Below are 20,803 nucleotides of genomic sequence, written 5' to 3' on the forward strand. Positions count from 1 at the left end.
TGTGGCCATGCGCTGGTATCTGACAGGAATCGTCGTGTCCGGATTCGGTACGACGGCGATGTGGCTGGTCTCCGGGATCTGGGTGAAGTCGCTGACGGGCTCCGACAGTCTCGCGGCCCTGACCGCCTTCGCCCTCTGGGCACCCGTTCTCCTCGGGCCGCTGCTCGGCACGCTCGCTGACCGGGTGCGGCGGCGGCCGCTCCTGGTCGTCCTCGACCTGGCGATGGCCGCGCTCCTCCCGGTCCTCCTGTGGGTGGACGCGGCGGACCGGGTGTGGCTGCTCTTCGCCGTCCTGGTCGTGTACGGGGCACAGGGCGCCGTCCACGAGGCGGCGGAACAGGCCCTGGTCGCGACCGTCCTGGACGAGAAGCGGCTCGGCACCCTCAACGGGCTGCGGATGACCGCGAACGAGTCGACGAAGCTGATCGCCCCGCTCGCGGCGGCGGGCCTCTTCGCCGCGTACGGCGGCGCGACCGTCGCGCTGCTCGACGCGGCGAGCTTCGCGCTCGCGGCCGGCCTCTTCGCACTCATCCCCGTACGCGAGGAACGCCCGGCGCGGCCGGCGTCCCGGCACTGGTGGCGGGAGACCGCCGAGGGCGCCCGGCTGCTCCTCGCCTCGCCGGTCCTGCGGCCCCTGGTCGCGACGGGCGCCTTCACCATGCTGCTCGCCGGGGTGAACGGGGCCGCGATCTACGCGGTCGTCGACCGCGGGCTCGGGCACGCCCCCGCGTACGCCGGTGTGCTCTACGCGGTGCAGGGCGTGGGCTCGGTGCTCGCCGGCCTGGTCACCGGCCCGCTGCTGCGCCGGATCCCCGAGCGGGCGCTCGCCGTCGCCGGGCTCGCCCTGTTCGCGGCGGCGGTGGGGGTGCGGGCGCTGCCGTACGACGCGACGGCCCTGGCGGCGAGCGCGGCGATCGGCCTGGGGATGCCGTGGGTCCTCGTGGCGGTGGTGACCGCCGTGCAGCGGGAGGCTCCCGCCGAGGCACTGGGCCGGGTGGCGGCGACCGCGCACACCCTGGTCATGGCGCCGAACGCGCTGGCCCTCGCCCTCGGCGCCGGCCTGGTCGCGCTGGTCGACGTCCGCGTCCTGCTGCCGCTGCTCGCGCTCGCGGGGACGGGATGGGCGGCGGCGGTCGCGGTACGGGGGCGGCGCGGGCGCGGCCCGAAGCCGGGTGCCCTGGGCGCGTCCGTCCCGGTCGGCTGACGGCCCCTTCCGCGTTCCACGTCCCCGAGGGGCGGCCCGCCGGCCGGCCCGGCGTTCCCCGTGGCGTTCGCGGTGCGGGGCGACCGGTGGGCGGCGAGCATGGAAGAAAGCGCGGCGCGGCGGGAGGAGGGCAGTGTGACGGCCGGTTCCTTCCCGGGGACGACGGGGCGGGTCGGCGTGCCCATGGACGGCAAGGGCCTCCTCGACGTCCTGGGGGTCGCCGCCGTCGTCATCGACGCTCACGGCCGGATCGTGCTCTGGAGCCCGCAGGCCGAGGACCTCTTCGGCTTCCGCTCCGACGAGGCCCTGGGCCAGTACATGGCCCGGCTGGTCGTCGGAGTGGACCACCGGGAGGAGGCGATGCGCCTCTTCGGCGAGGTGCTGCGCGAGGGCGCGACCTGGGCGGGCGTCTTCCCCGTGCGGCACAAGGACGGCAGCGTACGGAACGTGGAGTTCCGCAACATGCGGCTCACCGACGACCTGGGGGGTCTGTACGCGCTCGGGATCGCCGCCGACCGCTCCGCCGTCGAACGGGTCGAGGCCGAGCTCGCGCTCTCCGACCGGCTGGTCTCCCAGTCCCCGATCGGCCTCGCCGTCCTGGACACCGAACTGCGCTACGTCCTGGTCAACCCGGCCCTGGAACGCATCAACGGGATCCCGGCCGCGATGCACATCGGACGGCGGATCGGCGAGATGGTGCCCGAGGTCGACGCCCCGTCCCTCGAGGCCGCGCTGCGCGCCGTCCTGACGACGGGCACCCCGCTGCTCGACCATCCCACCGTCGGACGGACCCCGGCCGACCCGGACCACGACCACGCCTGGTCGCTGTCCTTCTACCGTCTGGAGGGGCCGGAGGACCGGATCCTGGGGGTCGCCGCCTCCGTGATCGACGTGACCGAGCGGATGCGGGCGGACGCGGACGCCGACCGCTCCCGGCGGCGGCTCGCGCTCATCGCGGACGCCTCGGCACGGGTCGGCACCACCCTGGAGGTCGAGAAGACGGCCGACGAGCTCGCCTCGGTGGTGGTGCCGGAGCTCGCCGACATCGCCGCCGTCGACGTCCTCGACTCCGTCCTCGCCCTGCGCAGACCCGGCGCGCCGGAGGAGGGGCCCGAACTGTTCCGGGCGCTCGCGGTGAAGGCCGCGGGCCGGACGGAGGCGCTGCCCGCGGCCGACCCGCCCGGGGCGATCACCATGTACGGGGCGGACCGGCTCGTCACCCGCTGCGTGCACACCGGGCTGCCCGTCCTGGTGGAACACGTCGGCCCCGGTGACCTGTCCCGGATCGCCCGGAGTCCCGAGGCGGCGGAGCTGCTCGCCCGGGCGGGGGTGCACTCGTACCTGGCGGTGCCGCTGATCGCGCGCGGCGAGGTGCTCGGCGCGCTCGACCTCAAGCGGGACCGGAACCGGCTGCCCTTCGACGGGGACGACGTGCTGCTCGCGACGGAGCTCGCGGCCCGCGCGGCGGTGAGCATCGACAACGCGCGCTGGTACCAGAGCGTGCGGAACTCGGCGGTGACGCTCCAGCGGAGCCTGCTGCCCGGCGCGCCGCCGGACCAGGCGGGTCTGGAGGTCGCGGCCCGCTACCAGCCCGCGCAGGCGTCGAGCGAGGTCGGGGGCGACTGGTACGACGTGATCCCGCTGCCCGACGACAAGACGGCGCTGGTCGTCGGGGACGTGATGGGCAGCGGGATCGACGCGGCGGCGACGATGGGCCGGCTGCGGACCGCCACCTGCGCGTTCGCCGACCTCGATCTCCCGCCTTCGGAGGTCCTGCGGCATCTGGACCGGATCACGGCGGGCCTTGAGCACTACATCGCGACCTGTCTCTTCGCCGTGCACGACCCGGCGCTCGAACGGTGCAGGATCTCGAACGCGGGGCATCTGCCGCCGGTACGGATCCCGGCGGACGGCCCGGCCGAGCTGGTGACCGTATCGCCGGGGACGCCGCTCGGGGTGGGCGGCGGCACGTTCCGTACGACCTGGGTGCCCTTCCGGCCGGGGGACCGGCTCGTGCTCTACACGGACGGTCTGATCGAGACCCGCCACGAGGCGATCGACGAGCGGCTCGCGCTGCTCGTGGGCCTCCTCGACGACATGCGGGGGCCCCTCGAGGAGACCTGCGACGAGCTCCTCCGGGCACTGCGCCGGCCCGGCGCGCCGGACGACGTGGCGCTGCTCATCGCCCGGAGCACCGGATGACGGCCCGGGCCGGGGCACGCGGAAAGGGCGCGGGGGCCGGGGGGAAGCACCCCGGTGCCCGCGGGACGGGTCTGCGGAGCGTGGCCGGGCAGGTGTTCGCCCTGGAGGCGCTGATCGCGCTCCTGGTGATCGCGGCGGCCGTGTTCGTCACGTTCTACCAGGCGCGCAGCGACACCGAGCGGGACGCCGAGGTCCGCTCGCTCGCGGTCGCGGAGGCCTTCGCGAAGGCGCCCGGCATCGACGCGGCGCTCGCCTCGCCCGACCCCACGGCCGTGCTCCAGAAACGGGCCGAGGAGACGCGGCGGGCGACGGGGGTGGACTTCATCGCCGTCCTGAGCCGGGACGGCCTGCGCTACACCGACTCGGACCCGGAGCTGATCGGCAGCCGTGCGACCGGCGACCTCAACCGGGCGGTGGTGGACGGCGAGTCCTACACGGAGCTGTTCCGCGGCGCTCCCAACGACGCCGTACGGGCCGTGGTCCCCGTCGTGAACGACCAGGGCCGGATCGTCGGCATGGTCACCAGCGGCGTCGAGGTGGAGAACATCACCGACGCGGTGCGGGACCGGCTGCCCCTGCTCATCGGCGCCGCGGGCGGCGCGCTCGTGCTCGCCGTGGGCGGGGCCGCCCTGGTGAGCCGGCGGCTGCGGCGGCAGACGCACGGTCTCGGCCCGACCGAGATGACCCGGATGAAGGAGCACCACGAGGCGGTCCTGCACGCGGTCCGCGAAGGCGTCCTGATCGTGGGCCCGGACCGCCGGCTGCTGCTCGCCAACGACGAGGCGCGCCGGCTGCTCGGCCTCACGGCGGACATGGAGCGGCGGCACGTCTCCGAGCTCGGACTCGACGCCCGTACGGTCGAACTCCTGGAGTCGGGCCGGTCGGCGACGGACGAGGTGCACCGGGCGGGCGACCGGCTGCTCGCGGTGAGCGTACGGCCCACGCTGCCGGCCGGACGGGAGTCCGGCTGTGTGATGACGATGCGGGACACCACCGAGCTGGCCGCCCTGAGCGGCCGGGCGGCGGTGGCCCGAAGCCGGCTCCAGCTGCTCTACGAGGCGGGGGTGCGGATCGGGACGACCCTGGAGGTCGTACGGACGGCGGAGGAGCTGGCGGAGGTCGCGGTGCCGCGGTTCGCGGACTTCGCGACGGTGGAGCTGCTCGAACCGGTGCTGCGCGGCGAGGAGCCGCCGCCGTCCGCGCCGGCGACCACGGAGATGCGGCGGACGGCGCTGAGCGGGCTGCGGCCCGACCAGCCGCTCCAGCCGGTCGGGGACACCATTCGCTTCGACGTCCCCAGCACTCCGATGGCGACGGCCCTGAGCGCAGGGCACGCGATGGCGCAGGCGGAGCTGGCCTCGGCGGAGGGCTGGCGCGAGCAGGACCCGGAGGGCGCGGCGCAGGCCCTCGCCTACGGCATGCACTCGCTGCTCACGGTGCCGCTGCTGGCCCGTGGGGTGGTCCTGGGGATGGCCAACTTCTGGCGGGCGGACACGCCCGAGCCGTTCGGCGACGAGGACCTGTCGTTCGCGGAGGAGCTGGCGGCGCGGGCGGCGGTCGCCATCGACAACGCGCGCCGGTTCACCCGGGAGCACGCGATGGCGGTGACCCTCCAGCGGAGCCTGCTGCCCCGGGTGCTGCCGGTGCAGAGCGCGGTGGACGTGTCGTACCGCTATCTGCCGGCGAAGGCGGGGGTGGGCGGCGACTGGTTCGACGTGATCCCGCTGCCGGGCGCGCGGGTGGCGCTCGTCGTCGGGGACGTCGTCGGGCACGGGCTGCACGCGGCGGCCACGATGGGGCGGCTGCGGACGGCGGTGCACAACTTCTCGACCCTCGACGTGCCGCCGGACGAGCTGCTCGGGCATCTCGACGAGCTGACGGGCCGGATCGACGACCGGGAGTCGGAGGGGCCGGACGGCGAGGAGCGCCGGCGCGAGGAGGGCATCACGGGCGCGACCTGCCTGTACGCGATCTACGACCCGGCGTCGGGGGTGTGCACGGTGGCGAGCGCGGGGCATCCGGGTCCGGCCCTGGTGGGTGCGGACGGGCGGGTGGAGTTCCCCGAACTGTCGCCGGGGCTGCCGCTGGGGCTCGGTCTGGGGGACGCGCCGTTCGAGGCCACGGAGCTGCTGCTCCCCGAGGGCAGCAAGCTGGTGCTCTTCACGGACGGGCTCCTGGAGGACCGGGGGCGGGACCTCGACGCGGGTCTCGGCCTGCTGCGGTCCGCCCTCGCCCGCCCGGATCGCAGCCCGGAGCAGACCTGCGCGGACGTCCTCGCGACCCTCCTCTCGCCCACGCCGCGCGACGACATCGCCCTCCTGGTGGCCCGCACCCGGCTGCTCGACCGCGAGCGGATCGCCGAGTGGGAGGTGGCGCGCGACCCGTCGGCGGTCTCGCCGGTGCGGAACGCGGCGGCGGCGAAGCTGTCGGACTGGGGGCTCGACGGGCTCGCGTTCACGGCGGAACTCGTCCTCAGCGAACTGATCACGAACGCGGTGCGGTACGGGGCCGACCCGGTCCGGGTACGACTGCTCCACGACCGGACGCTGATCTGCGAGGTCTCGGACGGCAGCAGCACCTCGCCGCATCTGCGGCACGCGGCGGCGACGGACGAGGGCGGGCGCGGGCTGTATCTGGTGGCGCAGTACGCGGACCGCTGGGGCACCCGCTACGGCCGGCGCGGCAAGACGATCTGGGCGGAGCTCCGGGTGGGCGCGGACGACGCGGAACCGATCGCCCCGGCGGTCCCGGACCTGGACGCGCTGGAGGACCTGGCCTGGTGAGGGGCGGGATTCTGGTGGAGGGGCGGGGGTGCGGGTGGGTCGGGGCGGCGGGGCGGGACGAGGCGGGGGGTGCGGGTGGGGTCAGGGGCCCACGGAAGCCCCGTGGTATACCAGATCGCGGCATCGCCTTCCGTACCGTCGACCGCTCCGAGGAGACCCCCGTGACCCCGCCGCCGCCCCGCACCGCGACCCTGTTCCACGACGTACGGCCCTTCGGCGGGCCGGCCGGCGACCTGATCGCCGTGGACGGCGTGCTCGTGCCGGAGGTCCCGGAGGACGCCGTCGTCGAGCGGGTCGACGGCGTCGGGCGGCTCGCGCTGCCGACCCTGGTCGACGCGCACATCCACCCCGACAAGACGTCCTGGGGCGAGCCCTGGCACAGCAGGCGCCCGGCGGACGGCATCGCCGAGTACGTCGCCGGGGACGTGGAACTCGCCCGCGCGCTGCCGACCCCGGTGGGCGAGCGGGCGCTGCGGCTGATGTCGCACGCGGCGACCCGGGGCACGCGCGCGATGCGCGCCCACGCCGACGTGGCCCCGGCCTACGGCCTCTCCGGGATCGAGGGGGTCGCCGAAGCGGCGGCGAAGCTGGCCGGGATCGTGGACGTGGAGCTCGTCGCCTTCCCGCAGCACGGCGTGGTCCGTACGCCGGGGGTGGCCGAGCTGCTCGCGGAGGCGGCGGCGAGCGGTCTGGTGACCCACATCGGCGGCATCGACCCGGCGGGCTTCGACGCCGAGGGCGGGGCGGCCGGGGGCGACCAGCTCGGGACCGTGTTCGCGCTGGCGGAGAAGCACGGCCTGGGTCTCGACATCCATCTGCACGACCGGGGCGAGCAGGGCCTTGCCCCGCTGCGGGACATCGCGGCCCGCACCCGCGCGCTGGGGCTCCAGGGCCGGGTGAGCGTGGCGCACGCCTTCGCGGTCGCCGGTCTGTCGGGCCGGGCGCTCGACGAGACGGCGGACCTCCTCTCGGAGGCGGACATCGCCCTCACGACCGTCGCCCTGTCGGTGACGACGATCCTGCCGTTCCGGCGGCTCGCCGAGCGCGGGGTACGGGTCGGTCTGGGCTCGGACGGGGTCAGGGACAACTGGAGCCCGTTCGGCAACGCGGACATGCTGCACCGCGCCTGGCTCGCGGCCTGGGCCCTGGACCTTCGGCTCGACGAGGAGCTCGAGGCCTGCTTCCGGCTGGCGGCCGACGGCGGCGCCGCCCTCCTGGGCCTCCCGGAGGCTGACCTCCGCCCCGGCTCCCCGGCCGACTTCATGCTGCTCGACGGCGAGTGCCTCCCCCAGGCGGTAGTGGACCTCCCCCGCCGCGACCTGGTGGTCCGGGCGGGCCGGGTCGTGGCGAGGGACGGGCGCCTGGTCTGACGACCGGGCGGCACGGACGACCGGACGGTACGGGGGCGGGGCGGTGCGGGGGCGGGGGGGCGGTCCCGCCCCCGTACCGGATCAGTCGCGTTCCACGTCCACCGTCGTCAGGGAGGCGTACCGCTCCGGGTCCGTGCGCCGGATGCGGAGGGCGACCAGGAGGCCGGCCACCAGGACCACGGGGAGCGGGACGAGGAGGGCCGTGTTCACGGCGCCCGTACGGCCCGTCAGGAGGTCGAAGTGGACCACCGCGAGCACGGTGAGGACCGCGAGGCCCGCGCAGGAGACGAGCGGGGCCCAGACCACCCGGGCGGCCGAGAGGCCGTGGCGGTCGCGCCGGAAGTAGGCCCAGACGGCGAGCGCGGCGAGGGCCTGCATGCCCATGATGCCGAGGACGCCGACGCTGTTGGTCCAGAGGAAGACCTCGCCGTACGGGTCGGCGGCGAGGAGCGCTCCGGCGCCGACGATCGCCAGGTTGAAGGCGGTCTGGGCGACGACGGCCCCGCCGGGCGAACCGTGCCTGCCGGAGACCGCGCCGAGCCGGCGGGGCAGCAGGCCCTCGCGGCCGAGGGCGTACAGATAGCGGGCGGCGGCGTTGTGGAAGGCGAGGGTCGCGGCGAAGGCGCTGACGACGATGAGCCCGTGCATGGCGTCCGCCAGCCAGGGGCCGGCGTACAGCTCGGCCGCCCGGAAGGTCAGTTCCGGGCCCTCGGCCGCGCGGGCCAGTTCCACGGCCTTGTCGGTGCCGAAGGCGCCCATGATCAGCCAGCAGCCCAGCGAGTAGAAGACCGCGAGGAAGCCGATCGCGATGAAGGTGGCGCGGGGCACGGTCCTGCGCGGCTCGCGCACCTCCTCGGCGAAGATCGCGGTCGCCTCGAAGCCGGTGAAGGCGCCGATGACCAGGACGAACATGCCCGCGACCCCGCCGGCGGCGAGCGTCGAGGGCGCGAAGGACGCGGTGTCGAGGGCGGCCGTGCCGCGCTCGCCGATGATGCCGCCGTCCATGACGACGAGCGACAGCACCTCCAGGACCAGGGCGACGCCGAGGACCTTGGCGCTGAGCGTGACCTTCAGCCAGCCGAGCACGCCGACGGCGAGGACGCAGACCCCGGAGAGCGGCCACCACGGCACGTCGACGCCGGTGGAGTCGCGGATCGACCCGGCGGCGAAGTAGCCGAAGGCCGCGGCGACTCCGGGCGTGACGAGGTTGTACGAGACGACGGCGACGTACGCGGTGCCGACGCCGAGGGTGCGGCCGAGGCCGCGGGCCACGTACGCGTAGAAGGCCCCGGCGTTGCGGACGTGCAGGCTCATCGCCGTGAACCCGGCGGCGAAGAGCGCGAGGAGCGCCCCGGAGACCAGGTACGCGAGCGGGGCGCCGGGGCCGCCGATGCCGATGGCGAAGGGCGCGACCCCGGCGAGCACGGTGAGCGGAGCGGCGGCGGCCACGACGAAGAAGACGAGGTCGAAGGTGCCGATCCGGCCGGACGCGAGCCTCCCCGCCTCCGGCCCGCCCGTCTCCGGCCCGCCCGTCTCCGGCGTCCCCGCCTCCGGCCTACCCGTCTCGGGCGTCCCCGTCTCCGGCGTCGCCCTGGGCGTACGAGGGGTGGTTCCGGTGCTCATCTCGCTCCTCCGGCGGCCGGTACGAGTGCGGGGTAGGCGTCGTCCGCGAAGGGTCCGACGACCCGGCCGCCGTGCAGCACGAGCAGGCGGCGCGGGTGGGAGGCGACGGCCTCGGCGACGGAGCCCGCGGCGACCGCGACGAGGTCGGCGCGGCTGCCCGGGGTGAGTCCGTAGCCGGTGAGACCGAGCGCGGCGGCGGCCTCGTCCGTGACGAGGGAGGCGGCGGCGCCCAGTTCGGCGTCGGTCATGAGTCCGGCCCTGAGGCCGATGATCGTGGCGCGTTCGAGCATGTCGGCGGTGCCGTACGGCCACCAGGTGTCGCGGATGTTGTCGGAGCCGGCGAAGACCCGGACGCCGTGCTCCCGCAGCCGCAGGACGGGTGGCATGGAGCCGCTGGGGCCGTTGGTCATGATGGCGACCCCGGCGGCGGCCAGGGCCGCGCAGGTGCGGTCGAGTTCGGCGTCGTCGACGTCGCCGAGGGCGTAGGCGTGGCTGACGGCGACCTGCCCGCCGAGGCCGAGCGCGGCGGTGCGGGCCGCGATGTCCCGCAGCTGGGCGGTGCCGGTCTCGCCGCCGTCGTGGAGGTGCAGGTCGATGCCCTTGCCGTGGCGCTGGGCGAGGCCGAAGACGGCGTCGAGCTGACCGTCGGCGTCGCCGTCGAACCCGACCGGGTCGAGGCCGCCGATCAGGTCGGCTCCGTCGGCGAGGGCCGCGTCGAGGAGGTCGACGACACCGGGCGCGGTGACGACCCCGCTCTGCGGGAAGGCCACGAGCTGGATGCCGAGCCGGTCGCGGACGTTCTCCCGCACGGCGAGGAGGGCGTGCAGATGGCCGAGGCCGGTGTCGGGGTCGACGTCGACGTGGGAGCGGACGTGGCCGGTGCCGAGGGAGACCATCCGGCAGGCGAGCGCGGCGGCCCGCTCGGCGACGGGCACCTCCTCGGTGCGGCGGGACGCCCGTTCGGCGGCGATCTGTTCGCGCAGGGTGGCGGTGGCGCGGTGCGGGCGCCAGGGCGCGCCGAGGAGGGTCTTGTCGAGGTGGGCGTGCCCGTCGACGAGGGCGGGCAGCAGCAGCGCGCCGGCGAGGTCGAGGGCGCCGGGCGGGGTGGGGCGGCCGGGGACGTGGTCCTCGACCGCGTGGACGCGGCCGTCGCGGAGGTGGACGTCGGCGGTGCGGCCGTCGGGGAGCGTGCTGCGGACGAGCGTGGTGGGCTCGTCGGGAGCGAGGGGCTCTTCGGGTGCGGTGGGCGGCGGGGCCGGGGCCTCGCTCATGGCTACTCCTTCGCGAATCCGTACGGCTCGAAGGGGGCCATGGCGAGATCTCCCCTGGTGAGCGCGGTGCGGCGCCAAGGTAGCTGGTATACCGAATACCAAGCAACGGTTTACGGGGGCCGAATTTCCCGGGCCGGGGCCGACGGTTCTCCCCGGAGCCGGTCTGCGAAGATCGAAGGAGCACGACATCCACCCGACTGGAGCCGCCCCCATGACCGTCCACCGCCCCGCCGCCCGCGGCACCGCCGTCGGGGACACCCACCAGTCCCTGCGGGAGCGGGTCTACGTGGAGCTGCGCGAGCGGATCATCGAGGCGGAGTACCCGGCGGGCATGCGGCTCGTGGAGCGGGAGATCGCCGACGAGCTGCGGGTCTCCCGGGTGCCGGTGCGCGAGGCGATGCAGCGCCTGGAGTCGGAGGGCTTCCTCTCGGTGCAGCCGCGCCGGGGTTCGGTGGTGGCGGACTTCGGCCCGGAGGACGCCGAGTACCTCTTCGACGTACGGGAGAACCTGGAGGGCCTGGCCGCGCGGCTCGCCGCCCGGCACGCCAACCCCGCTCGGCTGCGGGACCTGGAGCGGCTGTTGGCGCGGGCCAGGAAGGCGGCGGAGTCCGGACGGCTCCGCGAGGCCGTCTCCCTCAACGCCGACTTCCACCGGCAGATCGTCGAACTCTCCGGCAACCCGCTCCTGGTGGACCTGATGGCCCCGCTCGACTCCCGGCTGCGGCGGCTCTTCCGGCTCACCTCGGCGCAGTCGGACGGCGAGCCGATGTGCGGGGCCCACGAGCGGCTCTACGAGGCCGTCCGCGACCGCGACGAGGACGGCGCGGAGGCACTGGCCCGCGCCCATGTGGCGGACACCCGAGCCTCCACCGCCCGCCTGCTGTCCACCCCCTCGGGGGAACCGGAGAAGGCACCCTGAAGGACCCAGGAAAACCGGCCCCGCGCACCCCGGCCCGGCCGAGGTGCCCCCGGCCGAGGTACCCCCGGCCGGGGGGTGCCCCGCCGGGGGCTGTCCGGCCCGAAGGCGGCCGGCCCGAGTCCGTCTGACCCGGGGGCGCGGCCGGCCCGAGCCTGTCCGGCCCAGAGGCGGCCGGCCCGGAGGTGTCCGGCCTGGGGATGCCCGGCCGAGGGCTGTCCGACCGAGGGCTGTCCGGCCCGATGGCGGCCGACCCGAGTCCGTCCGGCCCGGGGGGGGTGTCCGGCCGGGGCCGTACGGCACAAGGGGTAACCGACCCGCGGGCGACCGGCCCGAGGGCGACCGACCCGGGGACGGCCTCACCCGAGGTCGTCCGGCCCGGAGGTCGTCCCGCCGGGGATGCCTGGCCGAGGGCCTGGCCGGGGGGCGTGCAGTCCGGGGGCTTCCCGCCCCAGGGGTGGTCGGCGCTGGCCGCCCGGCGCTCGCCCAGCGCCGCCCGGGTGCTAGTCCAGCGCCGCCGGGGTGCTAGTTCAGCTTTCGCAGGGCCGTCCGGACGGCTGCCAGGTCCTCGTCCGAGGCCAGCCCGGCGTGGTAGAGCCGCAGTTCGGTGGCGCCCGCCTCGCGGGCCCGCCCGGCGTCGTCGGCCAGCCGGTCGGGCGCGCCGCCCATGCCCGTGACGACGGACAGGTTCGCCGCGAGGACGGTGTCCACGCGCGCGTGGGCCGCGAATTCCGCGACCCGGTTCGGCCGGGCGACCACCCCGTCCGCGAGGCGCAGGACGTGCGCCGGATCGGTGCCGGTGTCGGCGCCGCAGCGGTACGGGTCGGGGTCCGCGTGCAGCAGGACCCGGAAGCCGGGCGGGGCCGCGGCCCGCACGGCGGCCACGGCGGCCTCCTGGAAGGTACGGGCGGTCCCGGTGCGCCAGGCCCCGGCCGTGGCCTCCAGAGCACCGAGCCCGCCCGCCGGACCCGATCCGGCCCATACGGGCTCCAGGGCGCCCCGCACGGCGGCCGCCAGCTCGTCGGGATCGGCGCCCTCGTCCCCGTACCCCTCCCGGCAGGAGGGGCAGAAGCAGAGCGACATCAGGTACTGCTCGCGCTCGCCGAGGGCGATGCCGCCGGTCTTGTCGTGGGCGTGGAGATGGGCGAGGCCGTACCAGCCGCAGGACTCCAGCTCGGTGCCCGCGGCACCCGGCCGCACGGCGGCCTCGGCGGCCAGGTCCACGAGCAGGGCGCGGACCTCGGGGCGGGCGACGCAGGGCGCCCAGGGGTAGCGGTCGCCGTAGGCGTTGACGACGGAGGTCTCCGGATGCTCGGCGCCGAGCCGGGAGTTGTGCGCGAGCACGACCCAGCTGTGCACCTCGAGACCGGTGGGCGCGAGGGCCTCGGCGGCCCGTCCGAAGGCGTCGCCGGGAGCCCACTCCCCCGCCGGGTACGGACGGAGCGGCCGGCCGGCCCAGCGGCCCCGGTCCGGCGGGTAGAGCACGGCGGCGTGCTCGGCGGTGACGATCCGGTGGGCGGGGTGACGGGGGGTCAGGGCCCGTGTGGAGTGGTAGGAGGCGGCGAGGGTGACCTGCGCGAGGCCGAGCTCGGCGAGCAGCCCGGGGGCGGCCGGATCGCCGTCGACGTCCCAGGGGTAGACGAAGGCACCGGCGCGCATGCCACCGATCCCGTCACCGGTCCCGGCAGCCCCGGCAGCCCCGGCAGCCCTGGCGACCCCGGCCGCCCCGGCAGTCCCGGCAGCCCCGGCGACCGTCCCGTCCCCGCTCACGCGCCGAGCTCCTTCAGGGCGGCCCGTCCCTGCTCGACGAGCAGCATGAGGGCGTCGACGTGCTCGGGTGCGGGCTCGCTCAGCGGCGGCCGTACGGGTCCCACGTCCAGGCCTCCCCGCCGTACCGCCGCCTTGACGAGCGAGACGGCGTATCCCCGGCCCTGGGCGCGGAGTTCGACGAGCGGCCGGTAGAAGTCGTCGACGAGCCGGTTCACGGTGGTGTCGTCGCCCGTGGTGAGCGCGCGGTGGAAGGCGAGGGCGATGTCGGGGGCGAAGCAGAAGACGGCCGAGGAGTAGAGGGTGACGCCGATGCCCCGGTAGGCGGGGCCGGTGAGTTCGGCGGTCGGCAGGCCGTTGAAGTAGAGCAGGTCGAGTCCCTCGGCGCGGACGGCGCTGACGATCCGCTGCATCAGGTCGAGGTCGCCGAGGCCGTCCTTGAGGCCGATGATCCCCTCCGTACGGGCGAGGGCGACGGCGGTGGCCGGGGTGAGGATCGCGTTGTCGCGCTGGTAGACGATGACGTCGAGCGAGGTCGCGGCGGCGAGTTCGGTGTAGTGGCGGAGCAGTCCGGCCTGGTCGGCGACGACGAGGTACGGCGGCATGGCGAGGAGTCCGTCGGCGCCGGCCTCCTCGGCGAGCCGGGCGTACTGGACGGCGAGGGCGGTGCCGTAGCCGGCGCCCGCGACGACGGGGACGCGGCCGGCGGTCTCCTCGACGGCGGCGGCGACGCAGTCCCGGAACTCCTCGGGGGTGAGGGCGTGGAATTCGCCGGTGCCGCAGCAGGCGAACACGGCGGCGGCGCCCGCGTCGACGCCCGCGCGCACATGGGCGCGGAAGGTGTCGAGGTCGACGGAGCCGTCCGGCGCGAAGGCGGTGACGGGAAAGAACAGCAGGCCGTCGAGCCGGCCGGCGAGCGGGGCAGTGGTCACGGTCGCTCCCAGGGAAGTCCGTCGTACAGGGCCATCTCGTGCACAGTTATGACTGTCATCCATATTCTTGAACGCTGACGTCCCGCACGCTAGAACAGCACGGAAGGGCCGGTCAAGGAGAGAACGCGCCCTGTCGCAGACTCTTGACGCTCCGTCGGACAGCTCCCTAGCGTGTCCACGGTTGTGAATGTCACTCAGGTGAATGCCACGGGCGCACGGCGGGAGCCCCACCGCGCGCCGCTCGACGGAGGAGATCCGCTCCATGGCCGTACCCCGCACCGTCCTGCTCACCGGCGCCGCCGGAGGCGTCGGCACGCTGATGCGGGAGCTGCTGCCCCCGTACGGCTACGAGCTCCGCCTCCTGGACGTCGCTCCCGTGCCGGGGGCGCCGGACGCGATCGTCGCCGACCTCGCGGACCGCGCGGCGCTGCGCGAGGCGGTCCGGGGCGTCGACGCGATCGTGCACCTGGCGGGCATCTCCCTGGAGTCGACCTTCGACAAGATCATGGCCGCCAACATCGCCGGGACGTACAACCTCTACGAGGCCGCCCGCGAGGAGGGCGTCCCGCGCGTGGTGTTCGCCTCCAGCAACCACGCCGTCGGCTTCACCCGGCAGCCGCGCGGGGGCGACCCGCTCGTGCCGGTCGACACCCCGCACCGCCCCGACACCTTCTACGGCCTGTCCAAGTGCTTCGGCGAGGACCTGGCACAGCTCTACTGGGACCTGCACGGCGTCGAGACCGTCTCGGTCCGCATCGGCTCCTGCTTCCCCGAGCCCACCTCGGTCCGGATGCTGTCGATGTGGCTCAGCCCGGCCGACGGCGCCCGTCTCCTGCACGCCGCGCTCACCGCCGAGGACGTGTCCCACACGGTCGTCTACGGCTCGTCCGCCAACACGCGCGCGTGGTGGGACCTCTCCTCGGCCCGGGCGCTCGGCTTCGCGCCGCAGGACGACTCGGAGGTCTACGCGGAGAAGCTCATCGCCGACAAGGGCCTCCCTCCGGAGGACAGCGCCGACGCCCTCTACCTGGGCGGCCACTTCTGTGTGACCCCGCCCCGGTGGCCGCACTGAACGACGACAGGAGCATCCCCATGGCACACCGTCCGCTCGCCCTCGTGACCGGCGTGGGCCGTACGGTCGGCATCGGCGCGGGCATCGCCGACCGCCTCGCGGAGTCCGGCTGGGACATCGCGTTCACGTACTGGACCCCGTACGACCGGCGCATGGAGTGGGGCGAGGAGCGGGGCGCGGCCGCGGCCGTCACCGCGCGGCTCGCCGCGCGGGGTGCCGTCTGCACGGCCGTCGAGGCCGACCTCGCCGACCCCGAGGCGCCCGCGCGCGTCTTCGACACGGCCGAGGAGCGGCTCGGACGCCCGGTCACGGCCCTCGTCATGTGCCACTGCGAGTCGGTCGACTCCGGGCTCCTCGACACCACCGTGGAGAGCTTCGACCGTCATTTCGCGGTCAACGCGCGCGCGTCCTGGCTGCTGATCCGGGAGTACGGCCGACGGTTCACCGGCACTCCGGGCACCGGCCGTGTCGTCGCCCTGACGAGCGACCACACCGTGGGGAACCTCCCGTACGGGGCGAGCAAGGGCGCTCTCGACCGCATCACCCTGGCTGCCGCGCACGAGCTCGCACACCTCGGGGTCACCGCCAACGTCGTCAATCCGGGTCCGGTGGACACCGGCTGGATGACGCAGCCGCTCCGGGAGGAGATGGTGCGACAGACGCCGCTCGGCCGCCTCGGCACCCCTCGGGACACCGCGCACCTGGTCGGCTTCCTCTGCTCGCCCGAGGGGCAGTGGATCAACGGGCAGCTGCTGATGAGCAACGGAGGGCTCGCGTGAGACCCCCGGGGTGAGCGGCGGGAGCGGCGGAGGCGAGCAGGAGGAGTACGCAGGACCCGGCCGGACTGATACGGGGGAGCCGGCCGGGGCCCGGGTCACGGCGCGCACGCTGGCGGCCGGACCTGCCCACCGTAGGCCCGGCCGAAGATCATCGCGAGCCGCGGAACGCGACCCCTGTCCGGAATGCGCGGCGGGTTGATGCATGGAACCCGCCGGTCAGCCCATGACGCGCCCCCTTGCACGCCCCGGCGCACGCCGGGCCTCGGGCCACGGGGCGCACGGCCTGCGACGCAGGTGTGGAAGACCTCCTCAGCGGCACCCGCGCAGGGTCTCCGAGGGCGACTCGCCGAACTTCTCCCGGTAGCGCGCCGCGAAGCGGCCCTGGTGGGCGAAGCCCCAGCGCCAGGCCACCTCGCTGACGCCCACCTCGTCCGGCGCGGCCGCGCGCAACACCTCGCGGACCCGGTCGAGGCGGACCTCCCGGACGTACGCCATCGGCGACATCCCCACGTACTCGCGGAACGACTCCTGGAGCCGGCGCACGCTCACCCGGGCCAGGGCGGCCAGCTCGGTGGTCGTGAACGGATGCTCGGGCCGCTCCCGCACCGCGTCCATCACCCGCTTCACCGGGGCCGGCCGCCGCGGCTCCCCCGGGTGCGCGAGCGCCTCGCGCCAGGGGTGCTCGGCGGCCAGGAGCAGCCCGTTGAGCAGCGCCTCCTGCAAGGGGCGCGCCACCAGCTCGTGCCGGGCGAGGCCCTCGCCCGCGAGCGCCTCCGCGGCGACCTGGCGGGCGAAGCGCACCCAGCTCAGACCGGGACCGCGGGTGATGTCCAGGCCGGGCGCGAAGACCAGCGGGCCCCGGGGCGGACGGCCGATCAGCGCCTCCAGACGGTCGCGCAGCTCGGCCGCACCGACCTTCACCGACAGGGTCCGGCAGTCCCCGGTCCAGCGGTCGAGGAAGGTGTCGCCCGCCGGGTCGAGCAGCAGCGCCTCGCCCTCCGTCGCGACGATCGACGCTCCGCCCTGGCGCATCTCCATCCGCCCGCTGAGCGGCGCGTTCAGGTGGTACGCGCCCAGCTCCCCGAAGCTCATCCGCACATCGGCCCCGCAGCTCAGGTCGCCGATGACCAGCGGGCCGAGCGCGACCGTGTCGAAGCGCGCCGCGAAGGGGCGCCGCTCACGGTCGACGAGGTCCATCCGGTTCGCGTAGTAGCGGGCGTCGAGCTCCACGCGCGCCTCGTCCACGTCCTGGGTCCGAAAACAGTTCCCGTCGACCCCGCCCACAGCGCCCCCCACCCCCGCCGGTACCACCGGCCCCTCCGCCCCCACTGCACCCATGGGTCGAAAGAATATTCATATGACGGATCTGACCGGGAACGGCAGGATGCCCGGCATGCCACGACCCCATGGATTCACCTACGAACAGCGCCGGGACGGCTCGGTGGTCCTCACCCACCTGGGCCGCGCCGCGGGCGTGCTGCGCGGTGCCCGCGCGGACAAGTTCCTCGCCGAGGTCGAGTCGGGCGACGCCCAGCTCGTCATGGCCCGGTGGACGGGCGCGTACCGCTTCGGCAACGAGCGCCAGGCCAGGAACCACCCCCGTAATCAAGGTGGCCGAACCGGCCGAGGGTAAGGGAACGGCAAAGGCGCCCGGATCGTTAGCCCTGGCATGACCGCTATGACCCCCGGCTCGAACATCCCCCTCACCGTCGCTCGCGTGGCGGTGGACGTCACCGCCCCCGTGCGGCTCGACGTCTCGGGCCTGCTGCTCGGCGCCAACGGCAAGGTGCGCTCGGACGACGACTTCATCTTCTACAACCAGCCGTCCGGACCCGGTGTCACCTACCGCTCCGGCGGCGGAGCCGCCCCCGACGCGATCCTGGTGGACACCGGCGCCGTCCCGGCCGGCATCGAGAGGATCGTCGTCACCGCGAGCCCCGACGCCGCGGGCCAGACCTTCCAGGGCATCGAGCCCACCGCCACCCTTCGCAACGCGGACGACGGCACCGTCCTCGCCACCTTCACCCCGCCGCAGCTGGCCACCGAGACGGCACTCGTCGTCGTCGAGATCTATCTGCGCAACGGCGCGTGGAAGGCCCGCGCCGTCGGCCAGGGCTATGCGAACGGCCTGGCGGGCATCGCGACCGACTTCGGCGTCTCGGTGGACGACGAGCCCGCCGCCGCCCCGGCCGCGGCCGCGCCCGCCCCCGTCGCACCGCCCGCCCCCGTCGCCCCGCCGGTGGCGCCCCCGGCCCCGCCGGCGCCGCCTGTCGCCCCGGTGGACCCCCGGATCGCGGCCGCCACGCCGCCCGCTCCCCCGGCCCCCGCCTCCTCGGGCAAGATCAATCTCGACAAGGGCCGGGTCAGTCTCCAGAAGAACCAGACGGTGTCCCTGGTCAAGGGCGGCCGTCCGCTGCTCTCCCAGGTCAAGATGGGCCTCGGCTGGGAGCCCGCGTACCGGGGCAAGGACATCGACCTGGACGCCTCCGTCATCGCGTACGGCCCGCAGCGCAACCACCTGGACAGCTGCTACTTCGGCAAGCTGTCCATCCTCAACGGCTCGGTGAAGCACTCCGGCGACAACCTCACCGGTGAGGGCGCGGGGGACGACGAGGTGATCGTCGTCGACCTCGGCCGGCTGCCCGCCGACGCGACCGGTCTGGTCTTCACGGTGAACTCGTTCTCCGGCCAGAAGTTCACCGAGGTCGCCAAGGCCTACTGCCGGCTGATCGACGCGGCGACGGGCGAGGAGCTGGTCCGCTTCGACCTGACCACCGCCGAGCCGCAGACCGGCGTGATGATGGCGAAGCTGATCAAGCAGTTCACCGGCGAGTGGGAGATGACGGCGATGGGCGAGTTCGTGAAGTCGCGGACCGTCCGGGGCATGGTGAAGCCGGCCGCCCAGGCACTCTGAGCGGCCGGGTTCCCCCGGTTCAGAACAGGGCGCTGTACGCGTTGAGGGCGGGCTGGCCGCCGAGGTGGGCGTAGAGCACGGTCGAGTCCCGGCCGATCTCTCCCCGGTCCACCAGATCGATCAGTCCCGCCATCGACTTCCCCTCGTACACGGGGTCGGTGACCATGCCCTCGGTGCGTGCGGCGAGCCTCATCGCATCGAGGGTCGCCTCGTCCGGGATGCCGTACACCCCGCCGTGGTACCGCTCGTCCAGCTCGACGTCGGCCGCCGTCACCGGGCGCTCGACACCGATGAGGGCGGCGGTGTCCCGGGCGATCCGGGTGATCTGCTCATGCGTCGGAACGGGCTTCGCGGAGGCGTCGACGCCGATGACCCGGCGGGCCGGTCCGCCCTCCTCCTCGGCGAGCGCGGCGAAGCCCGCGACCATGCCCGCCTGGGTGGAGCCGGTCACCGAGCAGACGACCACCGTGTCGAAGAAGACGCCGAGTTCGCGCTCCTGCTCCGCCACCTCGTACGCCCAGTTCGCGAAGCCCAGACCGCCGAGCCGGTGGTCCGAGGCGCCCGCCGGGATCGCGTACGGCTTGCCGCCGCTCTCCTCGACCTCCCGCAGGGCCAGTTCCCAGCTCTCCTTGAAGCCGATCCCGAAGCCCGCCTTCACCAGGCGTACGTCCGCGCCCGCGAGACGGCTGATCAGGATGTTGCCGACCTTGTCGTAGACGGAGTCGGGCCAGTCGACCCAGCTCTCCTGGACGAGGACGCAGCGCAGCCCGGCACGGGCGGCGACGGCCGCGACCTGGCGGGTGTGGTTGGACTGGACGCCGCCGATGGAGACGAGGGTGTCGCAGCCCTGGGCGAGGGCGTCGGCGACCAGGTACTCCAGCTTGCGGGTCTTGTTCCCGCCGTACGCCACACCGGAGTTGCAGTCCTCGCGCTTGGCCCAGAGGGTGGCGCCGCCGAGGTGGTGGGTGAGCCGTTCGAGGGGGTGGACCGGCGAGGGCCCGAAGAGGAGCGGGTAGCGGTCGAAGTCGGTGATCGGCAATGCGGCTCCCGGTGAGTGACGGCTGCTGGTCGACGTTCCTTGACGCGGATGCGGGTGCGGAGACCCCTCCGGAGACGGGCGCGCGCTACGGAGCCGCGGAGCCGGGCGCCGTGGGGGGCGTGGGTGCCACGGACCCGGGCGCCGCGGAGGACGGGGACGCGGGCACGGTGGAGGGCGTGGAGGCCCCGGGCGCCGTGGAGGGCGTGGAGGCCCCGGGCGCCGTGGAGGGCGTGGAGGCCCCGGGCGCCGGAATGCCCGTCACCTCCGCCACCTCGATGGCGTCGTCCGCGAGCTGCTCCAGGGCCGCCCAGATCTCCGTGGTGACCCGTACCGCCTCCGTCGCGTCCCCCGCCTCGCACGCGTCGATGAGCCGCGCGTGCAGCTCGGCCGAGCCACAGCTCCCGGCGTCGCCGAAGAGCCGCCGCTCGACGCGGCGGATCAGGGGGGTGTAGCGCGCGATCGTCGCGGCGGCGGCGTGGTTGCCGCTGGCGACGACGAGGACCTGGTGCAGCTCGTCGTCGGCGTGGAGGGCGGCCTCGACGTCGGAGGCCCGGACGGCCGCGGCGAAGCGCTCGTTCGCCTGGCGCATGGCCCGGATGCCCTCGGGCCCGAGCAGGGGTACGCCGGTCCTGGCGGCGAGTTCGTGCATCACCCGGACCACCGAGGCAGCGTCCCGGACGACCCGGCTGACCGGCCGGGTGACCCGGGTGTAGCTCTGCGGCTTGGACTCGACGAGCCCCTCGTCGCCGAGCCGGGCCAGGGCCTCGCGCACGGGGGCCCGCGACAGCCCGAGGCGGTCGGCGAGGTCGGCGTCCTTGAGCGGAGCGCCGGGGGCGAGGTCGCCGCGCACGATGGCCTCGCGCAGGGCCTCGTAGGCCCGGTCACGCAGCAGGGTCCGGCCCACGGGCCGTAATGCGTCCATGGACTGACA

At 74.9% G+C, this 20,803-nt stretch carries 16 protein-coding genes; 9 read left to right on the plus strand and 7 right to left on the minus strand.

The genetic code is table 11. From position 1 onward, the window contains the following. Positions 1–7 precede the first annotated feature (7 nt). From ACFQ79_RS13200 to ACFQ79_RS13215, 4 genes are all read left to right on the plus strand, one after another. Complete coding sequence (locus tag ACFQ79_RS13200) at positions 8–1,204, plus strand: MFS transporter (protein WP_383582271.1); 1,197 nt, start codon at positions 8–10, stop codon at positions 1,202–1,204. A gap of 135 nt (positions 1,205–1,339) precedes the next feature. Continuing rightward, positions 1,340–3,406 carry a SpoIIE family protein phosphatase gene (locus ACFQ79_RS13205; RefSeq protein WP_383582273.1) on the plus strand — a complete coding sequence of 689 codons (2,067 nt, stop codon included), beginning with the start codon at positions 1,340–1,342 and terminating at the stop codon, positions 3,404–3,406. Beyond that, positions 3,403–6,189, plus strand: a complete 2,787-nt coding sequence (locus ACFQ79_RS13210) for a SpoIIE family protein phosphatase (RefSeq protein ID WP_383582276.1) — start codon at positions 3,403–3,405, stop codon at positions 6,187–6,189. The genes ACFQ79_RS13205 and ACFQ79_RS13210 overlap by 4 nt, the downstream gene beginning before the upstream one ends. 161 nt (positions 6,190–6,350) lie before the next feature. Beyond that, positions 6,351–7,559, plus strand: coding sequence for an amidohydrolase (locus tag ACFQ79_RS13215; RefSeq protein ID WP_383582278.1), 1,209 nt, complete (start codon positions 6,351–6,353; stop codon positions 7,557–7,559). Positions 7,560–7,640: 81 nt separating this feature from the next. Here ACFQ79_RS13215 and ACFQ79_RS13220 read toward each other — a convergent pair whose 3' ends face one another. Beyond that, a complete protein-coding gene (locus tag ACFQ79_RS13220) occupies positions 7,641–9,182 on the minus strand; it encodes an APC family permease (RefSeq protein ID WP_383582281.1) in 1,542 nt (513 codons plus the stop codon). Continuing rightward, positions 9,179–10,453, minus strand: a complete 1,275-nt coding sequence (locus ACFQ79_RS13225) for an amidohydrolase (RefSeq protein WP_383582284.1) — start codon at positions 10,451–10,453, stop codon at positions 9,179–9,181. Before ACFQ79_RS13225 ends, ACFQ79_RS13220 begins: the two co-directional genes overlap by 4 nt. Positions 10,454–10,664: 211 nt before the next feature. Here ACFQ79_RS13225 and ACFQ79_RS13230 point away from each other — a divergent pair, with 211 nt between their 5' ends. Continuing rightward, entirely contained in the window at positions 10,665–11,372 is a 708-nt protein-coding gene (locus tag ACFQ79_RS13230; protein ID WP_383582287.1) for a GntR family transcriptional regulator, read from the plus strand. Between the two features lie 522 nt (positions 11,373–11,894). Here the strand turns inward: ACFQ79_RS13230 and ACFQ79_RS13235 are convergent. Together ACFQ79_RS13235 and ACFQ79_RS13240 are read right to left on the minus strand one after the other, a co-directional pair. Next, the gene (locus ACFQ79_RS13235; protein WP_383582383.1) at positions 11,895–13,028 is read right to left on the minus strand and encodes a hypothetical protein; all 1,134 of its coding nucleotides are present in this window, start codon (positions 13,026–13,028) and stop codon (positions 11,895–11,897) included. Between the two features lie 107 nt (positions 13,029–13,135). After that, positions 13,136–14,068 (minus strand): 5-dehydro-4-deoxyglucarate dehydratase, encoded by a 933-nt coding sequence (locus ACFQ79_RS13240; RefSeq protein WP_383582290.1) that lies wholly within the window; start codon positions 14,066–14,068, stop codon positions 13,136–13,138. Between the two features lie 262 nt (positions 14,069–14,330). Here ACFQ79_RS13240 and ACFQ79_RS13245 point away from each other — a divergent pair, with 262 nt between their 5' ends. Further along, the gene (locus ACFQ79_RS13245) at positions 14,331–15,140 is read left to right on the plus strand and encodes an NAD-dependent epimerase/dehydratase family protein (RefSeq protein WP_383582293.1); all 810 of its coding nucleotides are present in this window, start codon (positions 14,331–14,333) and stop codon (positions 15,138–15,140) included. A gap of 20 nt (positions 15,141–15,160) precedes the next feature. Next, complete coding sequence (locus ACFQ79_RS13250; RefSeq protein WP_383582296.1) at positions 15,161–15,919, plus strand: SDR family oxidoreductase; 759 nt, start codon at positions 15,161–15,163, stop codon at positions 15,917–15,919. Positions 15,920–16,228: 309 nt separating this feature from the next. Here ACFQ79_RS13250 and ACFQ79_RS13255 read toward each other — a convergent pair whose 3' ends face one another. Further along, positions 16,229–17,164, minus strand: coding sequence for an AraC family transcriptional regulator (locus tag ACFQ79_RS13255; RefSeq protein ID WP_383582299.1), 936 nt, complete (start codon positions 17,162–17,164; stop codon positions 16,229–16,231). A gap of 148 nt (positions 17,165–17,312) precedes the next feature. Here ACFQ79_RS13255 and ACFQ79_RS13260 point away from each other — a divergent pair, with 148 nt between their 5' ends. Together ACFQ79_RS13260 and ACFQ79_RS13265 are read left to right on the plus strand one after the other, a co-directional pair. Then, positions 17,313–17,552, plus strand: coding sequence for a hypothetical protein (locus ACFQ79_RS13260; protein WP_383582302.1), 240 nt, complete (start codon positions 17,313–17,315; stop codon positions 17,550–17,552). Positions 17,553–17,588: 36 nt separating this feature from the next. Continuing rightward, on the plus strand, positions 17,589–18,833 hold the full coding sequence (locus ACFQ79_RS13265) for a TerD family protein (protein ID WP_383582305.1): 1,245 nt from the start codon (positions 17,589–17,591) through the stop codon (positions 18,831–18,833). A 19-nt stretch (positions 18,834–18,852) separates the two neighbouring features. On the opposite strand, the gene ACFQ79_RS13270 is transcribed toward ACFQ79_RS13265, so the two are convergent. Both ACFQ79_RS13270 and ACFQ79_RS13275 read right to left on the minus strand, forming a co-directional pair. Beyond that, positions 18,853–19,872, minus strand: coding sequence for a 1-aminocyclopropane-1-carboxylate deaminase (locus tag ACFQ79_RS13270; RefSeq protein WP_383582307.1), 1,020 nt, complete (start codon positions 19,870–19,872; stop codon positions 18,853–18,855). A gap of 85 nt (positions 19,873–19,957) precedes the next feature. Further along, entirely contained in the window at positions 19,958–20,794 is an 837-nt protein-coding gene (locus ACFQ79_RS13275) for a GntR family transcriptional regulator (protein WP_383582310.1), read from the minus strand. Positions 20,795–20,803: the final 9 nt, after the last annotated feature.

This window comes from Streptomyces sp. NPDC056480, assembly GCF_042795405.1.
Classification (GTDB): Bacteria; Actinomycetota; Actinomycetes; order Streptomycetales; family Streptomycetaceae; genus Streptomyces.

Excerpts from the sequence above, each read along its gene's own strand:
- ACFQ79_RS13200 (WP_383582271.1), top strand. The coding sequence starts at position 8 with ATGCGCTGGTATCTGACAGGAATCGTCGTGTCCGGATTCGGTACGACG.
- ACFQ79_RS13210 (WP_383582276.1), top strand. The coding sequence starts at position 3,403 with ATGACGGCCCGGGCCGGGGCACGCGGAAAGGGCGCGGGGGCCGGGGGG.
- ACFQ79_RS13220 (WP_383582281.1), bottom strand. The coding sequence starts at position 9,182 with ATGAGCACCGGAACCACCCCTCGTACGCCCAGGGCGACGCCGGAGACG.
- ACFQ79_RS13225 (WP_383582284.1), bottom strand. The coding sequence starts at position 10,453 with ATGAGCGAGGCCCCGGCCCCGCCGCCCACCGCACCCGAAGAGCCCCTC.
- ACFQ79_RS13230 (WP_383582287.1), top strand. The coding sequence starts at position 10,665 with ATGACCGTCCACCGCCCCGCCGCCCGCGGCACCGCCGTCGGGGACACC.
- ACFQ79_RS13235 (WP_383582383.1), bottom strand. The coding sequence starts at position 13,028 with ATGCGCGCCGGTGCCTTCGTCTACCCCTGGGACGTCGACGGCGATCCG.
- ACFQ79_RS13245 (WP_383582293.1), top strand. The coding sequence starts at position 14,331 with ATGGCCGTACCCCGCACCGTCCTGCTCACCGGCGCCGCCGGAGGCGTC.
- ACFQ79_RS13250 (WP_383582296.1), top strand. The coding sequence starts at position 15,161 with ATGGCACACCGTCCGCTCGCCCTCGTGACCGGCGTGGGCCGTACGGTC.
- ACFQ79_RS13260 (WP_383582302.1), top strand. The coding sequence starts at position 17,313 with ATGCCACGACCCCATGGATTCACCTACGAACAGCGCCGGGACGGCTCG.
- ACFQ79_RS13265 (WP_383582305.1), top strand. The coding sequence starts at position 17,589 with ATGACCGCTATGACCCCCGGCTCGAACATCCCCCTCACCGTCGCTCGC.
- ACFQ79_RS13275 (WP_383582310.1), bottom strand. The coding sequence starts at position 20,794 with ATGGACGCATTACGGCCCGTGGGCCGGACCCTGCTGCGTGACCGGGCC.